The sequence below is a fragment of the Pseudomonas sp. Bc-h genome (genome assembly GCF_002080045.1).
Classification (GTDB): domain Bacteria; phylum Pseudomonadota; class Gammaproteobacteria; order Pseudomonadales; family Pseudomonadaceae; genus Aquipseudomonas.
Map to the genome: position 1 here is coordinate 57,599 of NZ_MUIN01000004.1, position 21,885 is coordinate 79,483.

Annotated in this window: 17 protein-coding genes and 1 tRNA gene; 12 read left to right on the top strand and 6 right to left on the bottom strand. The window is 59.2% G+C overall.

The genetic code is table 11. From position 1 onward, the window contains the following. The first annotated feature begins 3 nt into the window (after positions 1 to 3). The 4 genes from rpoD (at position 4) to BWR59_RS07195 (ending at position 6,577) form a co-directional block, all read left to right on the top strand. Positions 4 to 1,848 (top strand): RNA polymerase sigma factor RpoD, encoded by a 1,845-nt coding sequence (gene rpoD / locus BWR59_RS07180; RefSeq protein WP_081564947.1) that lies wholly within the window; start codon positions 4 to 6, stop codon positions 1,846 to 1,848. Positions 1,849 to 1,990: 142 nt separating this feature from the next. Continuing rightward, the gene (locus BWR59_RS07185) at positions 1,991 to 5,236 is read left to right on the top strand and encodes a bifunctional diguanylate cyclase/phosphodiesterase (protein WP_081564948.1); all 3,246 of its coding nucleotides are present in this window, start codon (positions 1,991 to 1,993) and stop codon (positions 5,234 to 5,236) included. 16 nt (positions 5,237 to 5,252) lie between these two features. Next, positions 5,253 to 5,329, top strand: a tRNA-Ile gene (locus BWR59_RS07190). Between the two features lie 216 nt (positions 5,330 to 5,545). Next, entirely contained in the window at positions 5,546 to 6,577 is a 1,032-nt protein-coding gene (locus BWR59_RS07195; protein ID WP_230981974.1) for an FUSC family protein, read from the top strand. Between the two features lie 21 nt (positions 6,578 to 6,598). On the opposite strand, the gene ppk2 is transcribed toward BWR59_RS07195, so the two are convergent. From ppk2 to BWR59_RS07225, 6 genes are all read right to left on the bottom strand, one after another. Then, positions 6,599 to 7,522 (bottom strand): polyphosphate kinase 2, encoded by a 924-nt coding sequence (ppk2, locus tag BWR59_RS07200; protein ID WP_081564950.1) that lies wholly within the window; start codon positions 7,520 to 7,522, stop codon positions 6,599 to 6,601. A gap of 140 nt (positions 7,523 to 7,662) precedes the next feature. Next, the gene (locus BWR59_RS07205; protein ID WP_081564951.1) at positions 7,663 to 8,436 is read right to left on the bottom strand and encodes a DeoR/GlpR family DNA-binding transcription regulator; all 774 of its coding nucleotides are present in this window, start codon (positions 8,434 to 8,436) and stop codon (positions 7,663 to 7,665) included. A 54-nt stretch (positions 8,437 to 8,490) separates the two neighbouring features. After that, positions 8,491 to 9,492, bottom strand: coding sequence for a 4-hydroxythreonine-4-phosphate dehydrogenase PdxA (pdxA, locus tag BWR59_RS07210; RefSeq protein ID WP_081564952.1), 1,002 nt, complete (start codon positions 9,490 to 9,492; stop codon positions 8,491 to 8,493). Further along, complete coding sequence (locus BWR59_RS07215; RefSeq protein WP_081564953.1) at positions 9,489 to 10,781, bottom strand: four-carbon acid sugar kinase family protein; 1,293 nt, start codon at positions 10,779 to 10,781, stop codon at positions 9,489 to 9,491. The genes pdxA and BWR59_RS07215 overlap by 4 nt, the downstream gene beginning before the upstream one ends. Continuing rightward, complete coding sequence (locus tag BWR59_RS07220; RefSeq protein ID WP_081564954.1) at positions 10,778 to 11,782, bottom strand: 2-keto-3-deoxygluconate permease; 1,005 nt, start codon at positions 11,780 to 11,782, stop codon at positions 10,778 to 10,780. The genes BWR59_RS07215 and BWR59_RS07220 overlap by 4 nt, the downstream gene beginning before the upstream one ends. 196 nt (positions 11,783 to 11,978) lie before the next feature. After that, a complete protein-coding gene (locus BWR59_RS07225) occupies positions 11,979 to 12,599 on the bottom strand; it encodes a cupin domain-containing protein (RefSeq protein ID WP_081564955.1) in 621 nt (206 codons plus the stop codon). A gap of 383 nt (positions 12,600 to 12,982) precedes the next feature. Here BWR59_RS07225 and BWR59_RS07230 point away from each other — a divergent pair, with 383 nt between their 5' ends. The 8 genes from BWR59_RS07230 to pqqB all read left to right on the top strand — a co-directional run bounded on the left by BWR59_RS07230 (position 12,983) and on the right by pqqB (position 21,881). Beyond that, on the top strand, positions 12,983 to 14,020 hold the full coding sequence (locus BWR59_RS07230; protein ID WP_230981975.1) for an ABC transporter substrate-binding protein: 1,038 nt from the start codon (positions 12,983 to 12,985) through the stop codon (positions 14,018 to 14,020). 33 nt (positions 14,021 to 14,053) lie between these two features. Next, complete coding sequence (locus tag BWR59_RS07235; RefSeq protein WP_081564957.1) at positions 14,054 to 14,821, top strand: class II aldolase/adducin family protein; 768 nt, start codon at positions 14,054 to 14,056, stop codon at positions 14,819 to 14,821. Between the two features lie 46 nt (positions 14,822 to 14,867). Continuing rightward, positions 14,868 to 15,329 (top strand): Lrp/AsnC family transcriptional regulator, encoded by a 462-nt coding sequence (locus BWR59_RS07240; protein ID WP_081564958.1) that lies wholly within the window; start codon positions 14,868 to 14,870, stop codon positions 15,327 to 15,329. A 262-nt stretch (positions 15,330 to 15,591) separates the two neighbouring features. Continuing rightward, positions 15,592 to 17,286 (top strand): NAD(P)/FAD-dependent oxidoreductase, encoded by a 1,695-nt coding sequence (locus tag BWR59_RS07245; RefSeq protein ID WP_081564959.1) that lies wholly within the window; start codon positions 15,592 to 15,594, stop codon positions 17,284 to 17,286. 10 nt (positions 17,287 to 17,296) lie between these two features. Beyond that, positions 17,297 to 18,094 (top strand): carbon-nitrogen hydrolase family protein, encoded by a 798-nt coding sequence (locus BWR59_RS07250; RefSeq protein WP_081564960.1) that lies wholly within the window; start codon positions 17,297 to 17,299, stop codon positions 18,092 to 18,094. A gap of 159 nt (positions 18,095 to 18,253) precedes the next feature. After that, the gene (pqqF, locus tag BWR59_RS07255; protein ID WP_081564961.1) at positions 18,254 to 20,647 is read left to right on the top strand and encodes a pyrroloquinoline quinone biosynthesis protein PqqF; all 2,394 of its coding nucleotides are present in this window, start codon (positions 18,254 to 18,256) and stop codon (positions 20,645 to 20,647) included. A 156-nt stretch (positions 20,648 to 20,803) separates the two neighbouring features. Further along, positions 20,804 to 20,875: a pyrroloquinoline quinone precursor peptide PqqA gene (pqqA, locus tag BWR59_RS07260; protein ID WP_008365141.1), complete on the top strand. Its 72-nt coding sequence runs from the start codon at positions 20,804 to 20,806 to the stop codon at positions 20,873 to 20,875. 94 nt (positions 20,876 to 20,969) lie between these two features. Continuing rightward, on the top strand, positions 20,970 to 21,881 hold the full coding sequence (gene pqqB, locus BWR59_RS07265) for a pyrroloquinoline quinone biosynthesis protein PqqB (protein ID WP_081564962.1): 912 nt from the start codon (positions 20,970 to 20,972) through the stop codon (positions 21,879 to 21,881). Positions 21,882 to 21,885: the final 4 nt, after the last annotated feature.

The following is a 21,885-nucleotide window of genomic DNA, read 5'->3' on the forward strand; positions in this document are numbered from 1 at the left end:
GTTATGTCCGGAAAAGCGCAACAGCAGTCTCGCCTCAAAGAGTTGATCAGCCGCGGTCGTGAGCAGGGTTACCTGACTTACGCGGAGGTCAACGACCACCTGCCGGAGGATATTTCAGATCCGGAACAGGTGGAAGACATCATCCGCATGATTAACGACATGGGGATCAACGTATTCGAGAGTGCTCCGGATGCGGACGCCCTTCTGTTGGCTGAAGCTGACACTGACGAAGCGGCCGCTGAAGAAGCAGCCGCAGCGTTGGCGGCAGTCGAAACCGACATCGGTCGCACAACCGACCCGGTGCGCATGTATATGCGCGAAATGGGTACGGTCGAGCTTCTGACACGCGAAGGCGAAATCGAAATCGCCAAGCGTATCGAGGAAGGCATCCGTGAAGTGATGGGCGCAATCGCGCACTTCCCTGGCACGGTCGAGCACATTCTCTCCGAATACACTCGGGTAACCACCGAAGGTGGCCGCCTGTCCGACGTCCTGAGCGGTTACATCGACCCGGACGACGGCATTGCGCCGCCTGCCGAGGTACCGCCGCCGATCGATCAGAAAGCCGAAAAGGCTGACGCTGCCGACGATGACGACGAAGAGTCTGACGGCGACGACGAGGAAGAGGCCGAAAGCGGTCCTGATCCTGTCGTGGCCGCCCAGCGCTTCGGTGCCGTCTCCGATCAGATGGCAATCGCCCTCAAGGTCCTCAAAAAGCACGGTCGTGGCAGCAAGCAGGCTAACGAGGAGCTTCTGGCTCTGGCCGAGCTGTTCATGCCGATCAAACTGGTTCCAAAACAGTTTGAAGGTCTGGTCGAACGTGTTCGTGGTGCTCTTGAGCGTCTGCGTGCACAAGAACGCGCCATCATGCAGCTGTGTGTGCGTGATGCACGCATGCCACGCGCCGACTTCCTGCGCCAGTTCCCGGGCAACGAAGTAGACCAGAGCTGGACCGACGCGCTGGCCAAAGGCAAGGCGAAATACGCTGAAGCCATCGGTCGTCTGCAAGCCGACATTCAACGTTGCCAGCAGAAGCTGACTGCGCTTGAAGAAGAAACCGGCTTGACCATCCTGGAAATCAAGGATATCAACCGTCGCATGTCGATCGGTGAGGCCAAGGCCCGCCGCGCGAAGAAAGAGATGGTTGAAGCGAATTTGCGTCTGGTGATTTCGATCGCCAAGAAGTACACCAACCGCGGCCTGCAGTTCCTCGATCTGATCCAGGAAGGTAACATCGGTCTGATGAAGGCGGTGGACAAGTTCGAATACCGTCGTGGTTACAAGTTCTCGACTTATGCCACCTGGTGGATCCGTCAGGCGATCACTCGCTCAATCGCCGACCAGGCCCGCACCATCCGTATCCCGGTGCACATGATCGAGACGATCAACAAGCTCAACCGTATTTCCCGTCAGATGCTGCAGGAAATGGGTCGCGAACCGACGCCGGAAGAGCTGGGCGAACGCATGGAGATGCCTGAGGACAAGATCCGCAAGGTATTGAAGATCGCTAAAGAGCCGATCTCCATGGAAACCCCGATCGGTGACGACGAAGATTCGCATCTGGGTGACTTCATCGAAGACTCGACCATGCAGTCGCCAATCGATGTCGCTACCGTTGAAAGCTTGAAAGAAGCTACGCGTGAAGTGCTGTCGGGCCTGACCGCCCGCGAAGCCAAGGTTCTGCGTATGCGCTTCGGCATCGACATGAATACCGACCACACCCTCGAGGAGGTCGGTAAGCAGTTCGATGTAACCCGTGAGCGTATCCGTCAGATCGAGGCCAAGGCGCTGCGCAAGCTGCGTCACCCGACCCGAAGCGAACACTTGCGTTCGTTCCTGGACGAGTAAGCACTAGCTTCCTGACAAAACAAAACCCCCGGCCAAGCCGGGGGTTTTGCATTTCAGGGAATAAGATTTCCGGCAGTGTGCCACCTTCCTTCAGCCCGGCTACACTCGACTCATTCTTATCGCTGAAACTATTGAGGCTGCCATGTTCTGGATGCCGGCCATTGTTTTCTTGTGCTTGATGGGGTCGACGACGGTCGACGCTCAGGTTCTCCCCCAAAGGGAAAAAACCTGGCAGGGCATGCACGGGGAGCCAATGCAGAGTACGGATGCTGCATTACCCGACATCGAACGCATAACCGAAAACAGCGCACCACATCCCGGCACCGCAGGCGCTGACGACAGCCTGCATGAAGCCCTGGCATTCACTGAATCGCCAGAAATCGACACAAGCACGCCGACATTGCCGCCGGAGGGTGCAGAGTCCCCAAAATTCTGGCGGGACTTCCTGCTCTATGGGCTTCCGGGGCTGCTGTTGCTTTCCACCATTCTGGCGGTGGTGGTACGCATCAACCGACGCCTCAGTTCGGAAATCTCCCGTCGGGTGGCGCTGGAACAGGAGCTTCGCAGCAGCGAATACCACTATCGCGGCATGATCGAAAGCCTGTCGGCCATCGCCTGGGAAGCCAACACCCACGATTACTCCTACAACTATGTTTCGCCGCACGCCGAAAACCTGCTGGGCTATCCGCTCCATGAATGGCGGCGGCCAGGTTTCTGGCGAAGCATCGTCCACCCAGCCGACCTGGAATGCGCCGAGGGCTTCTGCGCCCGGGAAACTGCACTAGGCAACGATCACAGTCTCGACTACCGCGTCATCAGCGCCGACGGCAGGGTATTGTGGGTGCGCGATATCGTCAGCCTGATCACCTATGGCCATGAACCGGTGATGCGCGGCTTGATGATCGACATCAGCGAAGCGAAGCAGACCGAGGAAGCCTTGCGCCGCTCTGAAGGCAAGTTTGCCTCGGTGTTTGCTCAATGCCCTGACATTCTGGTGATTGCGCGACTCTCCGACGGCTGTTTCCTGGAGGCCAACCAGGCGTTCGTTGAACAGATCGGTCTCAGCGCCAGTGAAGTCATCGGCCGAACTCCGAGCGACCTGAACATCTGGGGCATTCCGGACATCGGGCCAAGCCTGCTGCAACGCCTGCAAAAAGGCAGCATTCGCAACCTGGAGATGCCGTTTCGCCGCAACAACGGGCGCACCTTTACCGGCCTGCTGTCGGCCGAGCCGTTCGACCTCGACTCCACGCCAGCCGTAGTTGTCGTGGTACGCGATATCACACCGCTCAAGGAAGCCCAGCAACAACTGCAGCTGTCCGAAGAGAAGTTCGCCAAAGCTTTCCACTCGTCCCCGGATGGCCTGCTCATTTCGCGTCAAAGCGACGGATTGTTGGTGGAGATCAACGATGGGTTCAGTCGCATTACCGGTTATCACAGCTCACTGTCGCTAGACCGCACGACCCTGGATCTGGGGATCTGGGTCGATCTGAACGAGCGCCAGCAACTGTTGGAACAGCTTAGCCGCGACGGTTTCGTCAAAGACTTCACCAGCCATATTCGTCGCAGGGACGGTCAGATTCGATTGTGTGAAATTTCATCGCGACCGTTACCGATCGGTGGCGAAGACTGCATGCTGACCATCGCCCGCGACATCACGGAACGCCATCAGATGCAGGAGAAACTGCAACTGGCGGCCACAGTCTTCGAGAGCACCGCCGAGGGCGTGTTGATCACCGACACTCGCCAGCGCATCAACGCGGTTAACCGCGCGTTCAGCGAGATCACCGGCTACAGCGAGGGCGAAGCTATTGGCGAAACCCCGCGCTTGCTTGCCTCAGGGCTGCACGACAGCGCCTTCTACGCCGCCATGTGGTATCAGCTGACCGCAGAGGGGCACTGGCAAGGCGAGATCAGCAACCGACGCAAGAATGGCGAGATCTATCCCAGTTGGCTGACCATCAGCGCGGTGCGCAACCGCGACAAGTTCATCACCCACTTCGTCGCCGTGTTCGCGGATATTTCCAGCTTGAAGCAGGCGCAAGCTCGACTCGACTACCAGGCGCACCACGATCCATTGACCGGCCTGCCCAACCGCACGCTGTTCGAAAGTCGCCTGCACGCAGCGCTGAGCCACAGCAAGGAAGCCCACAGTCTGGGCGCCGTGTTGTTCCTCGATCTGGACCGGTTCAAACACATCAACGACAGCCTTGGCCATCCGGTGGGCGACCTGCTGCTCAAGGGCATCGCTTATCGTCTCAAGGAAAACCTGCGCGACATCGACACCGTTGCACGCCTGGGCGGCGATGAGTTCATCATTCTGCTACCGGGCCTGCAAAACGCCGGCGATGCTGAAACCATTGCGACAAAACTGCTGAACAGTTTCTCGGCGCCTTTCCAGGCCGGCGAGCACGAGTTCTTCATCAGTACCAGTATCGGTACCGCCATATTCCCAACTGACGGTGCAGACGTCGCGACGCTCATCAAGAATGCCGACGCGGCCATGTATCGCTCCAAGGCGAAGGGTCGCAATCGTGTGGAAAGCTACACCCGTGATCTCACTGCCCAGGCCAGCGAACGCATTGCGCTGGAGCACGAATTGCGCAGGGCCATCGAACGCAACGAATTCACCCTTTCCTACCAGCCTAAAGTCAGTCTGCTGACGCAGCGACTCGTAGGAGCCGAAGCCTTGATTCGCTGGACCCACCCGACCTTCGGCGATGTCCCACCGGAACGCTTCATTCCGCTTGCCGAAGAGAACGGCATGATCCTGCAGATCGGTGAATGGGTGCTGGAGCAGGCCTGTCACCAGCTACATGAGTGGAACCAGACCTACGACATTTTCGGATCGTTGTCCGTGAACCTGGCCGGTGCGCAACTGCGTCAGCCGAATCTGGTAAACCGCATCGAGCAACTGCTGACGCAATACCACTTGCAGCCCGGCTGCCTGCAATTGGAGATCACCGAAAACTTCATCATGTCCCAGACCGAGGAGGCACTTTCCGTACTACACCGCCTGAAAAAACTCGGCGTGCAACTGGCAATCGACGACTTCGGCACTGGCTACTCCTCACTGAGTTACCTCAAGCGTCTGCCACTGGACATCCTCAAGATCGACCAGTCATTCGTGCGAGGTTTGCCGGACGATCCACACGACGCCGCTATCGTCCGCGCGATCATCGCGCTTGGCCGCAGCATGCAACTGACCGTCATTGCCGAGGGTGTGGAGAGCCTGGAACAACAGCAATTCCTCGCCGACGAAGGCTGTGAACAGATCCAGGGCTACATCGTCAGCCTGCCCCTTCGCCCCGAGGAATTTTGCGCGACGTTTCTTCGTATCACCGTTTCAGACTTTTCGGATAGCACAGCACGTAAACCGTCGTTATAATCCGCGGCCAGACTGAGGGCCTATAGCTCAGTTGGTTAGAGCAGAGGACTCATAATCCTTTGGTCCACGGTTCGAGTCCGTGTGGGCCCACCACCTTTGAAAGCCGCGCATTGCGCGGCTTTTGTGTATCTGGCGAATGAGTCTCCAGGCCCGGCAGCGGATCAGGAGCCCCCTGAGGTATATTCCGGTTTGCTGCGAACACAGGGGTTCTCTGGTTCGAATTGAATCTCTTGCGCGCCGCTTGTAGTTTTCCACGATGGGGAATTACCCCCTCCCCAGACGGTCTGTTACCCCATGAATACACCCGCCATGCCCCTCTTCATCCGCCGCATTCTGCGTCCACTTCTGGACCCATATCGCCGTTATCGCCACGCCCGTTACATTCATGCCGGGCGTATCGTTGTCGGTCTGCTGGTGTCCATCCTGCTGACCACCGGGATTCACCTGCCCCATGGCGAATGGGCGTCGGTGACGATGCTGATCGTGATCGGCGGTCTTCAGCATCACGGCAATATCGGCAAGAAGTCTGTGGAGCGGGCCTACGGGACCTTGATTGGTGCGGCGCTGGGGTTGGCCGTCGTCGCGCAGGAAAGCTACTTGGGCATGCCGCTGCTGACGTACGTGATCATGTCGCTGATCTGTGGCTTCTTCGCCTATCACGCCATCGGCAAGGGTGGGTATACGGCGCTGTTGTCAGCCATCACGCTGTTTATCGTCGCCGGGCATGGCGATAACCCGATCACTGACGGGCTGTGGCGCACCGTGGATATTTTGATTGGGATCGTTCTGGCGCTGGCGTTTTCGTTCGCCTTGCCGCTGTATGCGGTGTACTCGTGGCGCTATAACCTGGCCATCGGCCTGCGCGATTGCGCAAAGGTCTATGAACGCATCAGCAGCGGCCAGTCGATCAGCGCCGACGAGCATCTGAAGCTGACCGCGCGCCTCAACGCGACGATGCTGCAACTGCGCTCGTTGATGCCGTCGGTATCGAAGGAAGTGAAGATTTCACTGGTTGAACTGGACGCCATTCAAAGCCATTTCCGCATGTGCCTGAGCACTCTGGAAATCCTCTCCAACCTGCGACCGGCTGAAATAGGCAACGTAGGCATGAACGCCGAGCAGCGTCGGATTCGTCGCATGCTGATCGGTATGGCGAGAGCCTTGCAAAGTGGCGCGACAGAGCGTCTGCAGCGTCCGACCGAATCCCTTGCCGTCGGCCCGGAAGCGCCCGCCGTTTCGGCCGACGTATTGGGTTATCAACTGATGACTCGACAATTGGCGCTGAACATCGAGGGCTTGCAGCAGCGGCTGGCGACGACGGCGAAGAAGTGGAAAATCTGATCTGCGCCGTCGCGTGATCGGTCAATAAACCGAAGGCACCACCATGTCCCGTGGCACCGGCGCCCGCAGGTAGTTGGCGTTGTACTCGCGTTCCGGCAGCACCACTTGGGGCGACTCCACATCGCCACGAGGAATCTGCTGCAGGAGGTGATGAATGCAGTTCAGACGCGCGCGTTTCTTGTCGTCGGCTTCGACGATCCACCAAGGCGCTACATCGGTGTGCGAGCGGGTGAGCATTTCCTCTTTGGCGCGCGTGTAATCTTCCCAACGACGGCGAGACTCAAGGTCCATTGGCGACAGCTTCCATTGTTTCAGCGGATCGTGGATGCGCATCAGGAAGCGGCGATATTGCTCATCATCCGTGATCGAGAACCAGTACTTGATGAGGATGATGCCCGAGCGTACGAGCATCTTTTCAAACTCAGGGACAGTACGGAAAAACTCTTCGTACTCGTCGTTATCGCAGAAGCCCATGACCCGCTCGACGCCTGCCCGGTTGTACCAACTGCGGTCGAACAGGACCATCTCGCCAGCCGCTGGTAGGTGCGACACGTAGCGCTGGAAATACCATTGAGTGCGTTCGCGTTCGCTGGGCGCGGTCAGTGCGGCGACCCGGCAAACCCGCGGATTCAGGCGCTGGGTGATACGCTTGATTGCGCCGCCCTTGCCTGCGGCGTCGCGACCTTCGAACAGCACCACGACCTTGAGCTTCTGGCTAACCACCCAATCCTGCAACTTGACCAGTTCGCCCTGCAGGCGCAGCAATTCGCGGAAATACACGCGCCGGTCAATGCCCTTCGGTACCTCCTCGCCAAGGTCGGCGAGCAGCCCGTCCAGACGAGCATCGTCGTATTCCATTTCCAGCTCTTCGTCGAAGCTGTCGAGGATATCGGCGTGGATGTAACGGGCGGTTTCGGACAAATCCAGATGCTGGCTATCGGTCATGGCGGGGCTCCCGGCGTGGATTCAGAGGGTCAGGGAGCCGATTTAGACATGCAGGGGGTGACAGCTGAATGACAGAGCGGTGACAGCAGGGAAAAGGCCTACAGAGAATGTCGATCTCACCTGCCAGCTCGAAGGGTTATTCAGTTGTCGAGGGTGGTTTCAACCGTAATTTGCTGTATCGCCTTGAAGGGCGCCAGCAGTGTTTCATCGGCCTGCGAAGAAGTGATTAAGGTCCATTCGCGCTCGATGGGCGTCCAGTGCTGCTGGCGAGCCCGACCGAGTTTGTCGGCATCGGCGAGGACGAAGACCTGCGCGGCACGCTTGATGATGCACTCCTTGAGATAGGCCTGCTGGTCGCTGGCTTCGCACAATCCGAATTCCGCGACCACACCGTCGGCGCCCATGAACGCCTTGTCGACGCTCAAGCGGCTCAAGGTCAGCTCGGCGAGCGGCCCCAGGGTGCTCATGCTCGAGCCGCGCAAGTCGCCACCGATCAATGTCAGGCGTATGCCCGGTGCGTTCGCCAGGGTCATGACAGCCAGAAGATTATTGGTGACCACATGCACGTTTTGCCGCGAACACAGATGCAGCGCCAGCGCCGCACAGGTCGTACCGCCGTCGAGCAGCACCGTGTCGCCATCGTCGACATGCAGCGCCGCCGCTTTGGCGATGGCGTCTTTCTGATCGCGTTGGGTCGCTTTGCGCTCTTCCAGCGACGCTTCCGGTTCATGCACACCAATCAGCGCGGTGGCACCGCCATGGGTGCGCACCAGATGACGCTGTTTGGCGAGCATGGTCAGGTCGCGGCGCACGGTGGCTTCCGACACGCCAAGCGCGGCGCTCAGCTGCTCGACGTTCGTGTCGCGAGCGCGCACCAGTTCGAGAATGGCGCGGTGTCGGTCGATAGCTTTCATGGGCGGCCTCGTTGCACAAAGGCCGCTGATCTTACACGACCGAGCCGCAACACCTCACCCCCGACGCGTGGCCAGTTCGGCGCCTTGACGCAGGGCCTCGAGCAGGCTGCGCTCGTCCGCGATGCCTTTGCCGGCAATGTCGAACGCAGTGCCGTGGTCGACCGAGGTGCGAATGACTTCCAGCCCGACCGTCACGTTGACCCCCGCTTCAAGCCCGAGCACCTTCACCGGGCCATGGCCCTGGTCGTGATACATCGCCACCACCAGGTCGAAATCGCCGCGGCCCGCGCGGAAAAACAAAGTATCCGCGGGCAGCGGCCCCGTGACATCGAGCCCTTGCTCCTGCAACAGTTTGACCGCCGGAATGATCTTCTCTTCTTCTTCGCCATAACCGAACAGACCGTTCTCGCCCGCATGTGGGTTGATGCCGCACACGCCAATGCGGGGCTTGGCGATATCCGCCTTGATCAAGGTCGCGTTGCCACGTTCGATGGTGCGCTGCACCAGACCCGGCTCGATCTTGCGGATCGCGTCAATGATGCCGATGTGGGTGGTGACGTGAATCACGCGCAATTGTGGCGCCACCAGCATCATCGACACTTCCTCGACGTTGGTCAGGTGCGCGAGCATTTCAGTGTGCCCAGGGTATTTGTGGCCCCCCGCGTGCAGCGCTTCCTTGTTCAGTGGCGCGGTGCAGATCGCATCGATCTGCCCCGCCTCGGCCAGTCGCACCGCACGGGCGATGTATTGATAAGCACCATCGCCGGCAATCGGCGAAAGCTGACCAAATGGCAGATCGGCCGGAATCAGGTTCAAGTCGATGCAGTCGATGACTCCCGGCTGGTATTGAGCTTCTGAAGCCTCCTTGATACGACGAATCCTGGCAGTGCCCTTGACGATCTCGTTGGCCAGTTCCAGGCGCCCGGCATCGCCGATCACCAAGGGGCGGCACTGCTGATACACCACGTCGTGGGTCAGACTCTTGACGATGATCTCCGGACCTACGCCAGTGGCGTCGCCCATGGTGATGCCGATGATGGGCAAATAGTTACTCATGATTTTTTACCTTGTAGCGCAGGATTCTTTACCGAGCCTGTGGCGTATTCCAAAGGCTCAACAGCGTTATTCATGTGTAGCCAGGCCGCGTAGAGCGCGTGATCGGTGCCAAACGCACCCGCCTTGGTCACCACACCAGGGCGATGGCCTTCGCGGCTGGAGATCGGGCGCCCGAATGCGACGCCCGCCTCGATTTCACAGAGCAGTTGCAGACTGCCGATACCCACTGCGCCGAGCATGGCCCGAGCGGTTTCGCCGCCGGTCGCGACCAGGCCGCCTACATGCGCGAAATGCGGGCGCACCATGGCCGCCAGCAGGGTGGAGAGGCGCGCGCCTTCGGCTGGATCAAACGCCTCATCACGGCCAATGCGCAGCAGCAGATCGTCGCCGCGACGCAGATATTCTCCGATACGAATTTCCCAACCGGCCCAATCCGCGTGTGCTTTGCCCTGACGCAACACCGCAGGCGGCACAACCAGCTCGCCAATCGATGCGCGCTCCTTGAGCATGGCGCACTGGCGCTCGGACACCCCGGAAAGACTTCCCACCAGTACCAGCGTCGGGGCGTGTTTTTCGCGGACAGCCTCCGGACTCTCTGCAGCATTTTTCGCCATCGCGGGCAACCCGGCTATTTCCCGGGCGAGACCACCAGATCCCACCCAGAACAGCGACTCGTCAATTGACACGGTGACGGTTGCCAGTGCTTGAAGGTCTTCGGCGGTCTGCGCATCGACAATCAACGCTTGAGTATCGCCGCCAGCAATCTCGACGATGTGGCTGGCCAAGGCGGCAGCATCGCCGCGCAAAGTGCTGAGACCCAGTTTTGCTGTACGCAGACCGGCGCCTTCGAGCAACGCTGCGATGTCCGCAGAGCGGTCCGTATGCTCAAGCTTCCAGGTGTCTGTGCTTTCCAGTGGTTGACCGTTGACCAGCACCTTGCCCTCAACCGTGGTTCGGCCGGTGGCAGGAAACGCGGGCGCAACGATCGCCAGGCCGGCGAGTGACTGGAGCGATGCGACTTCAGCAGCCCAATTGCCACGCAGCGTCGAATCGATCTTCTTGTACAGCCGCTGAGCGGGTTTGCGCAGCGTCTGACATGCCATCAGCGTGCGCTCTGCGGCTTGCGAGGCGGACAGGCGACGGGTATCGGTGTCGATGGCGACCACGCTGGCATCGCCGGTGTCATGGGACGCATCAAGGGTCACGACCGTGCTCAGACCGGCGCTGGCAAAGGCGATTGCGCAATCCGCCGCGCCCGACAGGTCATCGGCAATGATCAGCAATGTCATCGCACAGCCTCCCGCTCAGCCGTTATCTTCACTTGTTTTTCAGCGTGACGCTCTTTGTAGCGTTTGGCGACATATGCCGTAAGAATCGGCGACAGCACCGCCGTAACGACCACACACGCCGCGACCAGAAGCGTCGCCGAGCTTGCGGCTTCGGAGTAGACCGGATTCGCCGCGGCCACCAGTGCCGGAACCGCCGCCGCATTGCCTGCCGTGTTGGCTGCGGCAACGCCTGCGACGCCAGTGCCACCGGACGCCCGATCCGCGAAGTACAGCGCAATGCCGGTCAGCACGACGACCGCCAGACCCAGACCGATGCCCAGCAGGCCCGCCTGCCAGACCTTGTGCAGGTCCAGACTCGCGCCCAGTGCCAGCGCGAAAAACGGGATCATTACCGGTACGGCCTTGGCCAGAAAGTCGCGCATTTCGCGGTCGAGATTACCCAGCAGCATTCCCAGCAACAGCGGCAGGATAGCCCCCACCAGCGTCGGCCACGGAAAAGCCGCCAGACCTGCGACGCCGAGGGTGACCATGGTCAGAAACGGACCGGACTCCAGCGACATCACTGAATAAGCACCCACGTCTTCAGAGCGTCCGTATTGCCCCATGAGCGCCATGTACAGGCCACCGTTGGTGTCGTTCATTGCAGCCACGACCGCGAGTGTCGATAGGCCGGCGAAGATACCCGAAGTGATCGGTTGCTCACCCAGGAAGTGCCCCATGATCACGCCGATGACGATGGCGGTGCCCACCTTGGTGCCGAACAGCACGCCGCCCTTTTTCAGCAGATACGGCGTGGCCTTGATGTCGATGCTGGCGCCCATGCACACGTAGAACACCGCCAGAATCGGCAGCGACCCGGTGAACAGTGCGTTGGTGAACGAGCCAAAGAACTTCGGCATGTCGGGCAGAAACGTCGCGACCAGGGAGCCGATGAGTAAAGGCACGATCATCATGCCGCCGGGTACACGTTCAATGGTGCGCTTGATTGGAATATGGGCCACGGGGGTGCTCCTTATTTTTATAGGTCAGCTACGTATGTCGCTTCGAGGGCTGCAGGCTAAATGCTTGAATTTGAGCGAAATGATCATTTACCTGATCGATTCGCTCAAAACAGCCTATTCCATTCCTATAAAATGCGCAAACCGATCATAAAGATGATCGATCCAAGCATTTGCGCAAAGAGTCTGTTTCAGGCCATCAGTAGGTCGGCGGCGTGATAACCCACAGCACCACGGCATCGGTCTCGCCCGGATTGCCGTAGCGATGAGGCTCGTCGCTGGCAAAGCGGAAGCTGTCGCCTTCCGTCAGCAGGAAATGCTTCTCTCCCACCCACAGCTCGAACGTGCCAGTCAGTACGTAGCCAACCTCTTCGCCCTCGTGGGTATAACTGGTGCGGTTGTAGGCGCCGGGCGGGAACCGGGAATGGACCATCTCGATCTGGCCGCTGGGGCTCGGCGTGAGCAACTGGTCGTAAATGCCATCGTCGTAATGAATATTCTGCCGGCTGTCCTTACGCACCACATAGCCAGCGTCGGCCTCGCTGACCTCGGACCTGGTCGAGAAGAACCACTGGATATTCACGCCAAGGCAACGACCGATCTTCAGCAATGTGTCCACCGAAGGCCGAGACAGATCGCGCTCCAACTGGCTGATGTAGCCCACCGACAACTGGCTGCGTTGCGCCAGCTCGGCGAGGGTCAGGCCCTGGCGTTTACGCAACCCGCGAATCCGCTCACCAAGAAAGCTTTCGCCTGCCGGCGCATCGTCCGACACCGGCTTGGCCGTCCTGGCGCTGTCGCTGGTTTTTCCTTTGGTCATCGTTTACCTCGGTGCCTGTGTGCGGGATGCGCTGAGCGATGGGCAGTTTAAGCGGCGAAGCATGAAAATAGTCTATCGGGCAGAGCGTTTTTAACCGGCAGTGAAATTTCAGACGTTTTTTTCACAAAATAACGATTCCTATCTTCTTTTTTCACAGACGCTGGATTAGTCTCTAGCCACGCCCGCGCCCCAGCACGCAGGTCAGAACAACAATGAACACACTCGCCGAACGCCTGAAAAAAGCGTCGCGAACAAGAGCTCCAGCTTCCCCGTTTTGCAAACCAATGCCTGTTTCTATCCGCTTACCCCTATGCAGCCATGGGCGTGCCCGCGTGCGCCATCGACTGCGAAAAAAAGAGCCCTGCGGCCAAAGGAAAATGTCGATGAACAGTAAGAACCTGAAGATTGCGTGTGCGTTGTTGATGCTTTCGCCCTTGTCGGCGCTGGCGGCGGAAAATCTGGTGATCGTCGGTTTCGGCGGTGCGGCCCAGAAGATTCAGAACACGACGATCTTCGAACCCTTCGCCAAGAAGGCCGGTGTTGGTGTGGTGCAGACCGAGTACAACGGGGAAATGGCCAAAATCAAAGTCATGGCCGAAACCGGGCATGCCGACTGGGACGTGGTGCAGGTTGAGGCGCCGGATCTGGAGCGCGGATGCGCCGAAGGCCTGTTCGAGAAGCTCGACTGGCCGAAGCTCGCGGGTGGTCAACAATTGATCGACGGCGCTCAGCAAGACTGCGGCTCGGCTGCACTGGTCTGGGGCATGCCGTTGGTGTACGCCACCGACAAGGTCAAGAGCGCGCCGTCCAGCTGGGCCGACTTCTGGGACACCGAGAAATACCCGGGCAAACGCGGCTTGCGCAAAGGGGCGATGTACACCCTCGAATACGCGCTGCTGGCCGATGGCGTGCCCGCTGCCGATGTCTACAAAGTGCTGAGTACTCCGGCTGGCGTTGATCGTGCATTCGCAAAACTGGACAAGCTCAAACCGTATATCCAGTGGTGGGAGGCAGGCTCGCAGCCGATGCAGTGGCTCGCCTCAGGTGACATCGTCATGACCACCACCTTCAGCGGTCGTGGCGCGGTGGCTGCCAGCGAAGGGCTGAAAGTAGCGCCTGTCTGGAAAGGCTCGTTGTACAGCATGGACTACTGGACCATCGTCAAAGGCTCACAGCATAAAGACGCGGCGAACAAATTCATTACCTATGCCAACGAGCAGACGCCGCAGCAAGCCTTCTCGCAGTCCATCGCTTATGGCGTGACCAACACGGCGCTGAGCGACAAACTGGACCCGAGCAAAGCACCGTGGATTCCAACCTCGCCTCAGAACATGGCCGTGGCCATGCCGCTGAACATCGAGTTCTGGGTTGACCATGGCGAAGAACTGGAAGAACGCCTGAATGCGTGGCTGGCACGCTGAGCCAACCACCCACCGAGATTGACCGGAGGAACAATGACACACGCCTACAGCCCGCAGGAATGGCAGCTCAGACAGGAACTGGCTGCCTGTTATCGTCTGATTGCTCATTACAAGATGACTGATCTGATTTCGACGCATATTTCCCTGCGCATCCCTGGGCCGGACCATCACTTCCTGATCAACCCTTATGGGCTGTTCTTCGAAGAAATAACCGCGTCGAATCTGGTGAAGATCGATCTGGACGGCAACAAGGTCGAAGCGTCGCACTATCCGGTCAACCCTGCAGGCTTCGTGATTCACAGCGCAATTCACCGGGCGCGCGAGGATGCGCAATGTGTGCTGCACACCCACACCAGGGCGGGCTGCGCGGTAGCGGCACAGGAAGCTGGATTGCTGCCGGTGAATCAGATCTCTCTGGAGTTCTATGGCCGCGTTGGCTATCACGAGTACGAAGGGATCGCGCTGGACTTCAGTGAGCAGGAGCGGCTGGTCGAAGACTTGGGCGGCAACTCGGTGATGATCTTGCGCAACCACGGTTTGTTGACCGTTGGCGACAGCGTGAAGCAGGCGTTTTTGCGCATGTATTACCTGGAAAAAGCCTGCGAGATTCAGATCGCCGCGCAGGCAGGCGATGCCTTGCGTTACCCGCCAGACGAGGTCTGTCGTCGCACCGAGAAGCAATTCAACGAGCCTGGCCAGGACGTGGCTGAAGGCGAGTTGAGCGACCCTGATGCAGTGAATTTCGCGTGGGCTGCGTTGCTGCGTCTGTTGGATCGCGTGGCGCCCGACTACAAAAACTGAGGCGGGAAGCGGGTAACATGCCCGCTTACCTCTGGAGATCCATCCCTTGCCCGACACTCGTCCTCCTGCGCTCGACGATATCGACCGCCAATTGATCGCTTCCCTGCAGATCAACGCCCGCGAACCGGTCGCCAATCTGGCCCGTCAACTCGGCATCGCTCGCACGACGGTGACCTCGCGTCTGGCGCGTCTGGAAAAAAGCAAAATCATCACCGGCTACGGCGTTCGTCTCAGTCAACGGGTGGTTGATGGCGGGTTGCAGGCTTATGTCGGGATCACCGTTCAGCCGCGCTCGGGCAAGGAAGTATTGCGGCGTCTGACCGCTTTGGCTCAGGTGCAACAGCTGTGCGCGGTGAGCGGTGAATTCGATTATGTGGCGTGGCTGCGCACTGACTCGCCGGAGCAACTGGACCAGTTACTGGACCTGATCGGCAGCGTAGATGGCGTCGAAAAAACCACGACCTCGATCATTCTCAGTAGCAAGATCGATCGTGGGCAGCCGGTTTGATCCGATTAAGCGGCAACCGTTTCGCGAGCAAGCTCCCCCCCACATTGGGCCTGTGTTGAACGCTAATGTGGGATCGACGCAATACCTGTGGGAGGGAGCCTGCTCGCGAAAGCGTCAACTAAGTCGCATAAGGTCATAATGCTCACAACTCTCGTCAGTCTGCTAAAAAACTCTACATAACGACGACACTCTGCGTCTTATTAACGTCTCAGCTGTTATCTAGACTTGTTCACTTTCGCGCCACAGTCGAACAAGGTCAGCCATGAAGAACAATCGCCATCCCGCCGACGGTAAAAAGCCGATCACGATTTTCGGTCCCGACTTTCCGTTCGCCTTCGATGACTGGATCGAGCACCCGGCGGGACTCGGCAGCATCCCCAGCGAAAACCACGGCAAGGAAGTCGCCATCGTCGGCGCCGGCATCGCCGGGCTGGTGGCGGCCTACGAACTGATGAAGCTCGGCCTCAAGCCTGTCGTCTATGAAGCCTCCAAAATGGGTGGGCGTTTGCGCTCCCAGCAGTTTGAAGGCGCCGAAGGCATCATCGCCGAGCTTGGCGGTATGCGCTTTCCGGTCTCTTCCACCGCGTTCTATCACTACGTCGACAAATTGGGGCTGGAATCCAGACCTTTCCCCAACCCGCTCACTGCGGCGTCTGGCAGTACTGTCATCGACCTGGAAGGCACTACTCACTACGCACAGAAACTCTCGGATTTGCCTGCGCTGTTTCAGGAAGTGGCTGACGCCTGGGCCGATGCACTGGAAGACGGCGCGCAGTTCGCTGACATTCAGCAGGCCATTCGCGATCGAGACGTACCGCGCTTGAAGGAATTGTGGGACAAGCTGGTGCCGCTGTGGGATGACCGCACGTTCTATGACTTTGTCGCGACCTCCAAGGCCTTCGCCAAACTGTCGTTCTATCATCGCGAAGTGTTCGGCCAGGTCGGGTTCGGCACTGGCGGCTGGGACTCGGACTTCCCCAATTCGATGCTGGAAATCTTCCGCGTGGTCATGACCAACTGCGACGACCATCAGCACCTGATCGTCGGCGGCGTGGAACAAGTGCCGCTGGGCATCTGGCGTCACGCGCCGGAACGCTGCGCTCACTGGCCCGAGGGCACGAGCCTCTCGACGCTGCACCACGGCGCGCCGCGTACCGGGGTGAAACGCATTGCTCGCGCCGCCGATGGCCAGTTCGCGGTCACCGACAACTGGGGCGACACTCGCCATTACGATGTCGTTCTGGCGACCTGCCAGAGCTGGCTGCTGACGACGCAGATCGAGTGCGAAGAGTCGCTGTTCTCGCAGAAGATGTGGATGGCGCTGGACCGCACGCGTTACATGCAGTCATCGAAAACCTTCGTCATGGTCGACCGACCGTTCTGGAAGGACAAGGACCCGGAAACCGGCCGCGACTTGATGAGCATGACCCTCACCGACCGTCTGACCCGTGGCACCTATCTGTTCGATAACGGCACCTACTCCAACGGCGTCGATAAGCCGGGCGTGATCTGTCTGTCTTATTCGTGGATGAGCGACGCACTGAAAATGCTCCCGCACCCGGTAGAAAAACGCGTCAGCCTGGCCTTGGGCGCACTGAAAAAGATCTATCCGAAGGTCGACATTGCCGCACGCATCATCGGAGATCCGATCACAGTCTCGTGGGAAGCCGACCCACACTTCCTCGGCGCTTTCAAAGGCGCGCTGCCAGGCCACTACCGCTACAACCAGCGGATGTACGCACATTTCATGCAGAAGGACATGCCTGACGACCAGCGTGGCATTTTCATCGCTGGCGATGACGTGTCGTGGACACCGGCGTGGGTCGAAGGCGCGGTGCAGACTTCGCTCAACGCGGTGTGGGGAATCATGACTCACTTCGGCGGCAAGACCCACGCCGAAAACCCGGGGCCGGGAGACGTCTTCCACGAAATCGGCCCGATCGTTCTGCCGGAATAAGGAGCCTTCCATGCGCGTCGCTCTGTATCAATGCCCACCGTTGCCGCTGGATATCGGCGGCAATCTGCAACGTCTCAATACGCAAGCAATCGACGCTGCTGCGCAGGGCGCGGCATTGCTGGTGTGTCCGGAGATGTTCCTCAGTGGCTACAACATCGGCCCTCAGGCGGCACGTTCACTGGCCCAACGCAGCGACGGCCCCGCAGCCCAGGCAATTGCGGCCATTGCTCAAGCCACCGGCGTGGCGATCCTGTACGGCTATCCGGAGCGGGGTGACGACGAGCAGGTCTACAACGCCGTGCAACTGATCGATGCCAAAGGTTCGCGTCTCTGCAATTACCGTAAGACGCATCTGTATGGCGAGCTGGACAAGTCGATGTTCAGCGCAGGCGAGGAGCATTTTCCAGTCGTGGAATTCAACGGCTGGAAGCTGGGGTTCTTGATCTGCTATGACGTGGAGTTTCCCGAGAACACACGGCGTCTGGCGCTGGAAGGCGTCGATCTGATCCTGGTGCCGACCGCGAACATGGAGCCCTATGACTTCGTAGCGGAAGTGACCGTGCGGGCCCGCGCCTTCGAAAACCAGTGCTATGTGGTGTATGCCAACTACTGCGGGAGCGAGGGCGACATTCACTATTGCGGGTTGAGCAGCATCTGCGCACCGGACGGCAAACAGGTGGGCTTGGCGGGTCAGGATGAAACACTGGTGATCGCGGAGCTGGATCGGCAGTCGATGAGCGAATCCCAGGCGATCAACACGTATTTCAAGGATCGACGGCCGGGGTTTTACTCAGGGCTGGTGAAGTAAACCGTTGAACTCTATAGCAGTCCAGCTTGCCGACGGCATCATGGATATCTATCGTTCGGCAAGCCGGATTGCTACAGAGCAGCGTTTGCAAATATCACGAATCCACCTGTTATCCGCTAGCATGAGCAGTCACTTTCCCGAGCTTCTGCGGAATTCGTCATGCCTGTGCCCGATTCATCCAACCATCGTTCACTCACGCTACTCAATGGCTTGAGGGTGGTGCTGTATTCGGCGCCGCGCCTGAAACGTTGCGCGGCGGCGTTGCGAGTGGCGGCGGGCAGTCACGATGTTCCCGAGCAGTGGCCGGGACTGGCGCACTTTCTTGAACACCTTTTCTTTCTCGGCACCGAACGTTTTCCCGCCGAGCAGAACCTCATGGCCTACGTTCAACGGCATGGCGGGCAGGTCAACGCCAGCACACGAGAACGCACCACTGACTTCTTCTTCGAGCTCGCGCCGCCAGTCTTTGCAGGGGGGTTGGAACGTCTGTGCGAAATGCTCGCTCATCCGCGCATGTCGATGGCCGATCAGCTGCGTGAACGAGAGGTCCTGCACGCCGAATTCATTGCCTGGTCGCGAGACGCAGCGTCACGGGATCAACTGAAACGCCTGCAGCCGATCTCTCCGTTGCATCCGCTTCGCTGGTTTCACGCAGGCAATCGCTTCAGTTTGCCGGTCCCGCGTCCGGCGTTTCAGCTGGCGCTGCAGGACTTTTACCGACGGTTCTATCAGGCTGGGCAAATGACCCTGAGCCTCGCCGGGCCGCAATCGCTGGGTGAGCTGCAGGCTTTGGCCACTCGTTTTGGCGGCTATTTCGCCGCGGGTTCTCGGGCGGATCAGGTCAAGCCTCCAGCGCTGATAGGCAATCGTGTCGAACCACCCGCAGAAAATACCTCGCATCAGAGCCACCTGATATTTGCGTGTGAAGAATTGCCCGAGGGACACGAGCAGGCCGCTGCGTTTCTCTGCACCTGGATCAATAATGCGCAGTCAGGCGGTCTTGTGGCGGAGTTGCGTGACCGAGGTTTGATCGGGTCGCTCAAAATGAAGGTTCTGTACGAGTTTGCCGGGCAGGCTCTGCTCGATATCGCGATCGTCCCGGACGACCACGGGGCGCAGGTTGCGGCGTTTGTCTTCGACTGGCTGGCCTTTTTCAAAATCCGTTATCGCCACCTGCTCACCGAATACACCTTGCTCGAACAACGACGCCTTGCCGTGAGCGGCGCATTGGCTCTTGCCAGACACTTCAGCGCAGAGACAATCAACGAACCCGTCGTGCCTGCGTCGGCCCTCCGCGCTCTGGATGCCTTGCTGGATAGACTCATCCCGCAAACCCTGTTGCGGCCGGTCCCCGGCATTTCAGCGCAGCCGCCAACGAACATTGAATGGCGCCTGCCCGAGCCCAATCCTTTTCTGCGTCCAAGTTCTGAGCCTCTCACACACGTGCAGCCGCTGCCGGCATTCACGTTCAGCAACGCCGTGCCCGCCAACGGGGAAGCCACTGTCTATTTGCGCTGGACGCTATCGACGCCGCAGCCAAAGCTCGCGCTTATGCTCAACGACAGCCTGAGAGCCCTGACTGATGACGCACAGCAAGCGGGGGTGGCGATGACGTTCAACGCATACGGAAACTTCTGGCAGTTGAAATTGAGCGGGCTGACCGAACCTCTGCCTGCCGTACTGCAACAGGCGTTGCGCCAGCTGAGTCAGCCCGACGAGCAGGCGTTATCCCGTTATGGGCAGCCGAGCCACGAACCCGCACCTATGCCGATCCGCCAGTTGCTCAAGACGCTTCCTGATCATTATTTGAACAGCGAAGCCCCGTCGGAAACCGACGACCTGCAAAGCGTCTGGATCAATGCCCGCTGGATCGGCTTCGCCACCGGCATGCCGGAAAGCGGGCAAAACTCACTCATTCATGCCATGGCTCGGATTCCCGGCGATCCGGATGACAAACCCGGTCACCCGCCCCTTCAAGCGCGGGGCAAGCGCTGGCAGGAGGTGGCGTCAGAAACGTCCGAAGATGCGGTGCTGATGTTCTACCCGGCTCCGTCGACACTCATCGAAGATGAAGCCATCTGGCGACTGTTCGCACATCTGGTACAGGCGCCGTTCTATCAGCGTTTGCGTGTCGAACTGCAACTGGGCTACGCGGTGTTCAGCGGTTTCCGACAGATTGCCGGGCAAAGCGGACTGCTGTTTGGCGTGCAATCTCCCAGCGCCAGTGCCGCGCAGTTGATCGAGCACATAGAACGCTTCATCGCTGTGCTACCGACCCTGATCGAAACAGCCGACCTGCCAGTGCAGATAAATGCCCTGCAAAATCAGCTCGATCCTGCAGCTCTGGACATCCATCAAGCGTCCGAGATGCTCTGGCAGGCGCACATGGCAGGGCATTCGACGAATTACATCGAACGCCTGCAACATTCGTTTGCACATTTGCAGCAATATGGGCTGCAACGTGCCGCCAGTCGGGTAGCGCTACCCGAGGCTTCCGCGCTTTGCTTGTCCAATCGCCCCAGCCCAAGCAGGTCGGGCCGTGTAGCAGGGTGATCCTTGCTGAATATGCAAAAAGCTTTATCTGATATTTCATCATTGGAAGAGCGTTATTTTTAGTAACATAGCTCCCTAAGCATTTGAACGTCTCCTCTCGCAGGTGTACTAAAGATGTACTCACCCACCGTTGCATTAACCCAGAAGGAGTCTTTTATGTGGACTAAACCTGCTTACACTGATCTGCGTATCGGCTTTGAAGTCACCATGTACTTCGCAAGCCGTTGATCTCTGCGCGGTGAGAAGCCTCGGTTCGCCGGGGCTTTTTTGTTGAAGGATTTCAGATTTTCGGGCGCAGCAGCCCATTTGGCACGGAGTACTCATGCACATCCAGATTCTCGGCTCGGCCGCAGGCGGCGGTTTCCCTCAGTGGAACTGCAACTGCGTCAACTGCGCAGGCTTTCGTGACGGCAGCCTGCGAGCCCACGCTCGCACTCAGTCGTCCATTGCCCTGTCGGACGACGGCGTGAACTGGGTCCTGTGTAACGCATCCCCCGACATTCGCGCGCAACTGCAGGGCTTTGCGCCCATGCAGCCCAATCGCGGCCTGCGCGACACCGGCATCAGCGCGATCATTCTGATGGACAGCCAGATCGACCACACCACTGGCCTGCTGAGCCTGCGCGAGGGTTGCCCGCATCAGGTCTGGTGTACGGACATGGTCCACGAAGATCTGACCACCGGTTTCCCGCTGTTCAACATGCTCAAACACTGGAATGGCGGCCTGGTCTGGAACCGTATCGAGCTGGAAGGCAGCTTCGTGATCCCGGCCTGCCCGAACCTGCGTTTCACGCCGTTTCCGCTGCGCAGCGCGGCACCGCCCTACTCGCCTCATCGCTTCGACCCACATCCCGGCGACAACATCGGTTTGATGGTCGAAGACACCAGGACCGGCGGCAAACTGTTTTATGCGCCAGGCCTGGGCAAAGTCGATGATGCCCTCATGGAGAAAATGAGCGGCGCCGACTGTCTGCTGGTAGACGGCACGATGTGGGATGACGATGAAATGAAACGCCGTGGCGTTGGCACCCGCACCGGCACCGAAATGGGCCACCTGGCGCAGAACGGCCCTGGCGGCATGCTGCAAGTGCTGGAAAAACTGCCGAAACAGCGCAAGGTGCTTATTCACATCAACAACACCAACCCGATTCTCGACGAAGATTCGCCCGAGCGCGCCGAACTGGCCCGCCGTGACGTTGAAGTGGCCTTTGATGGCATGAGCATCGAGCTTTAAGGAG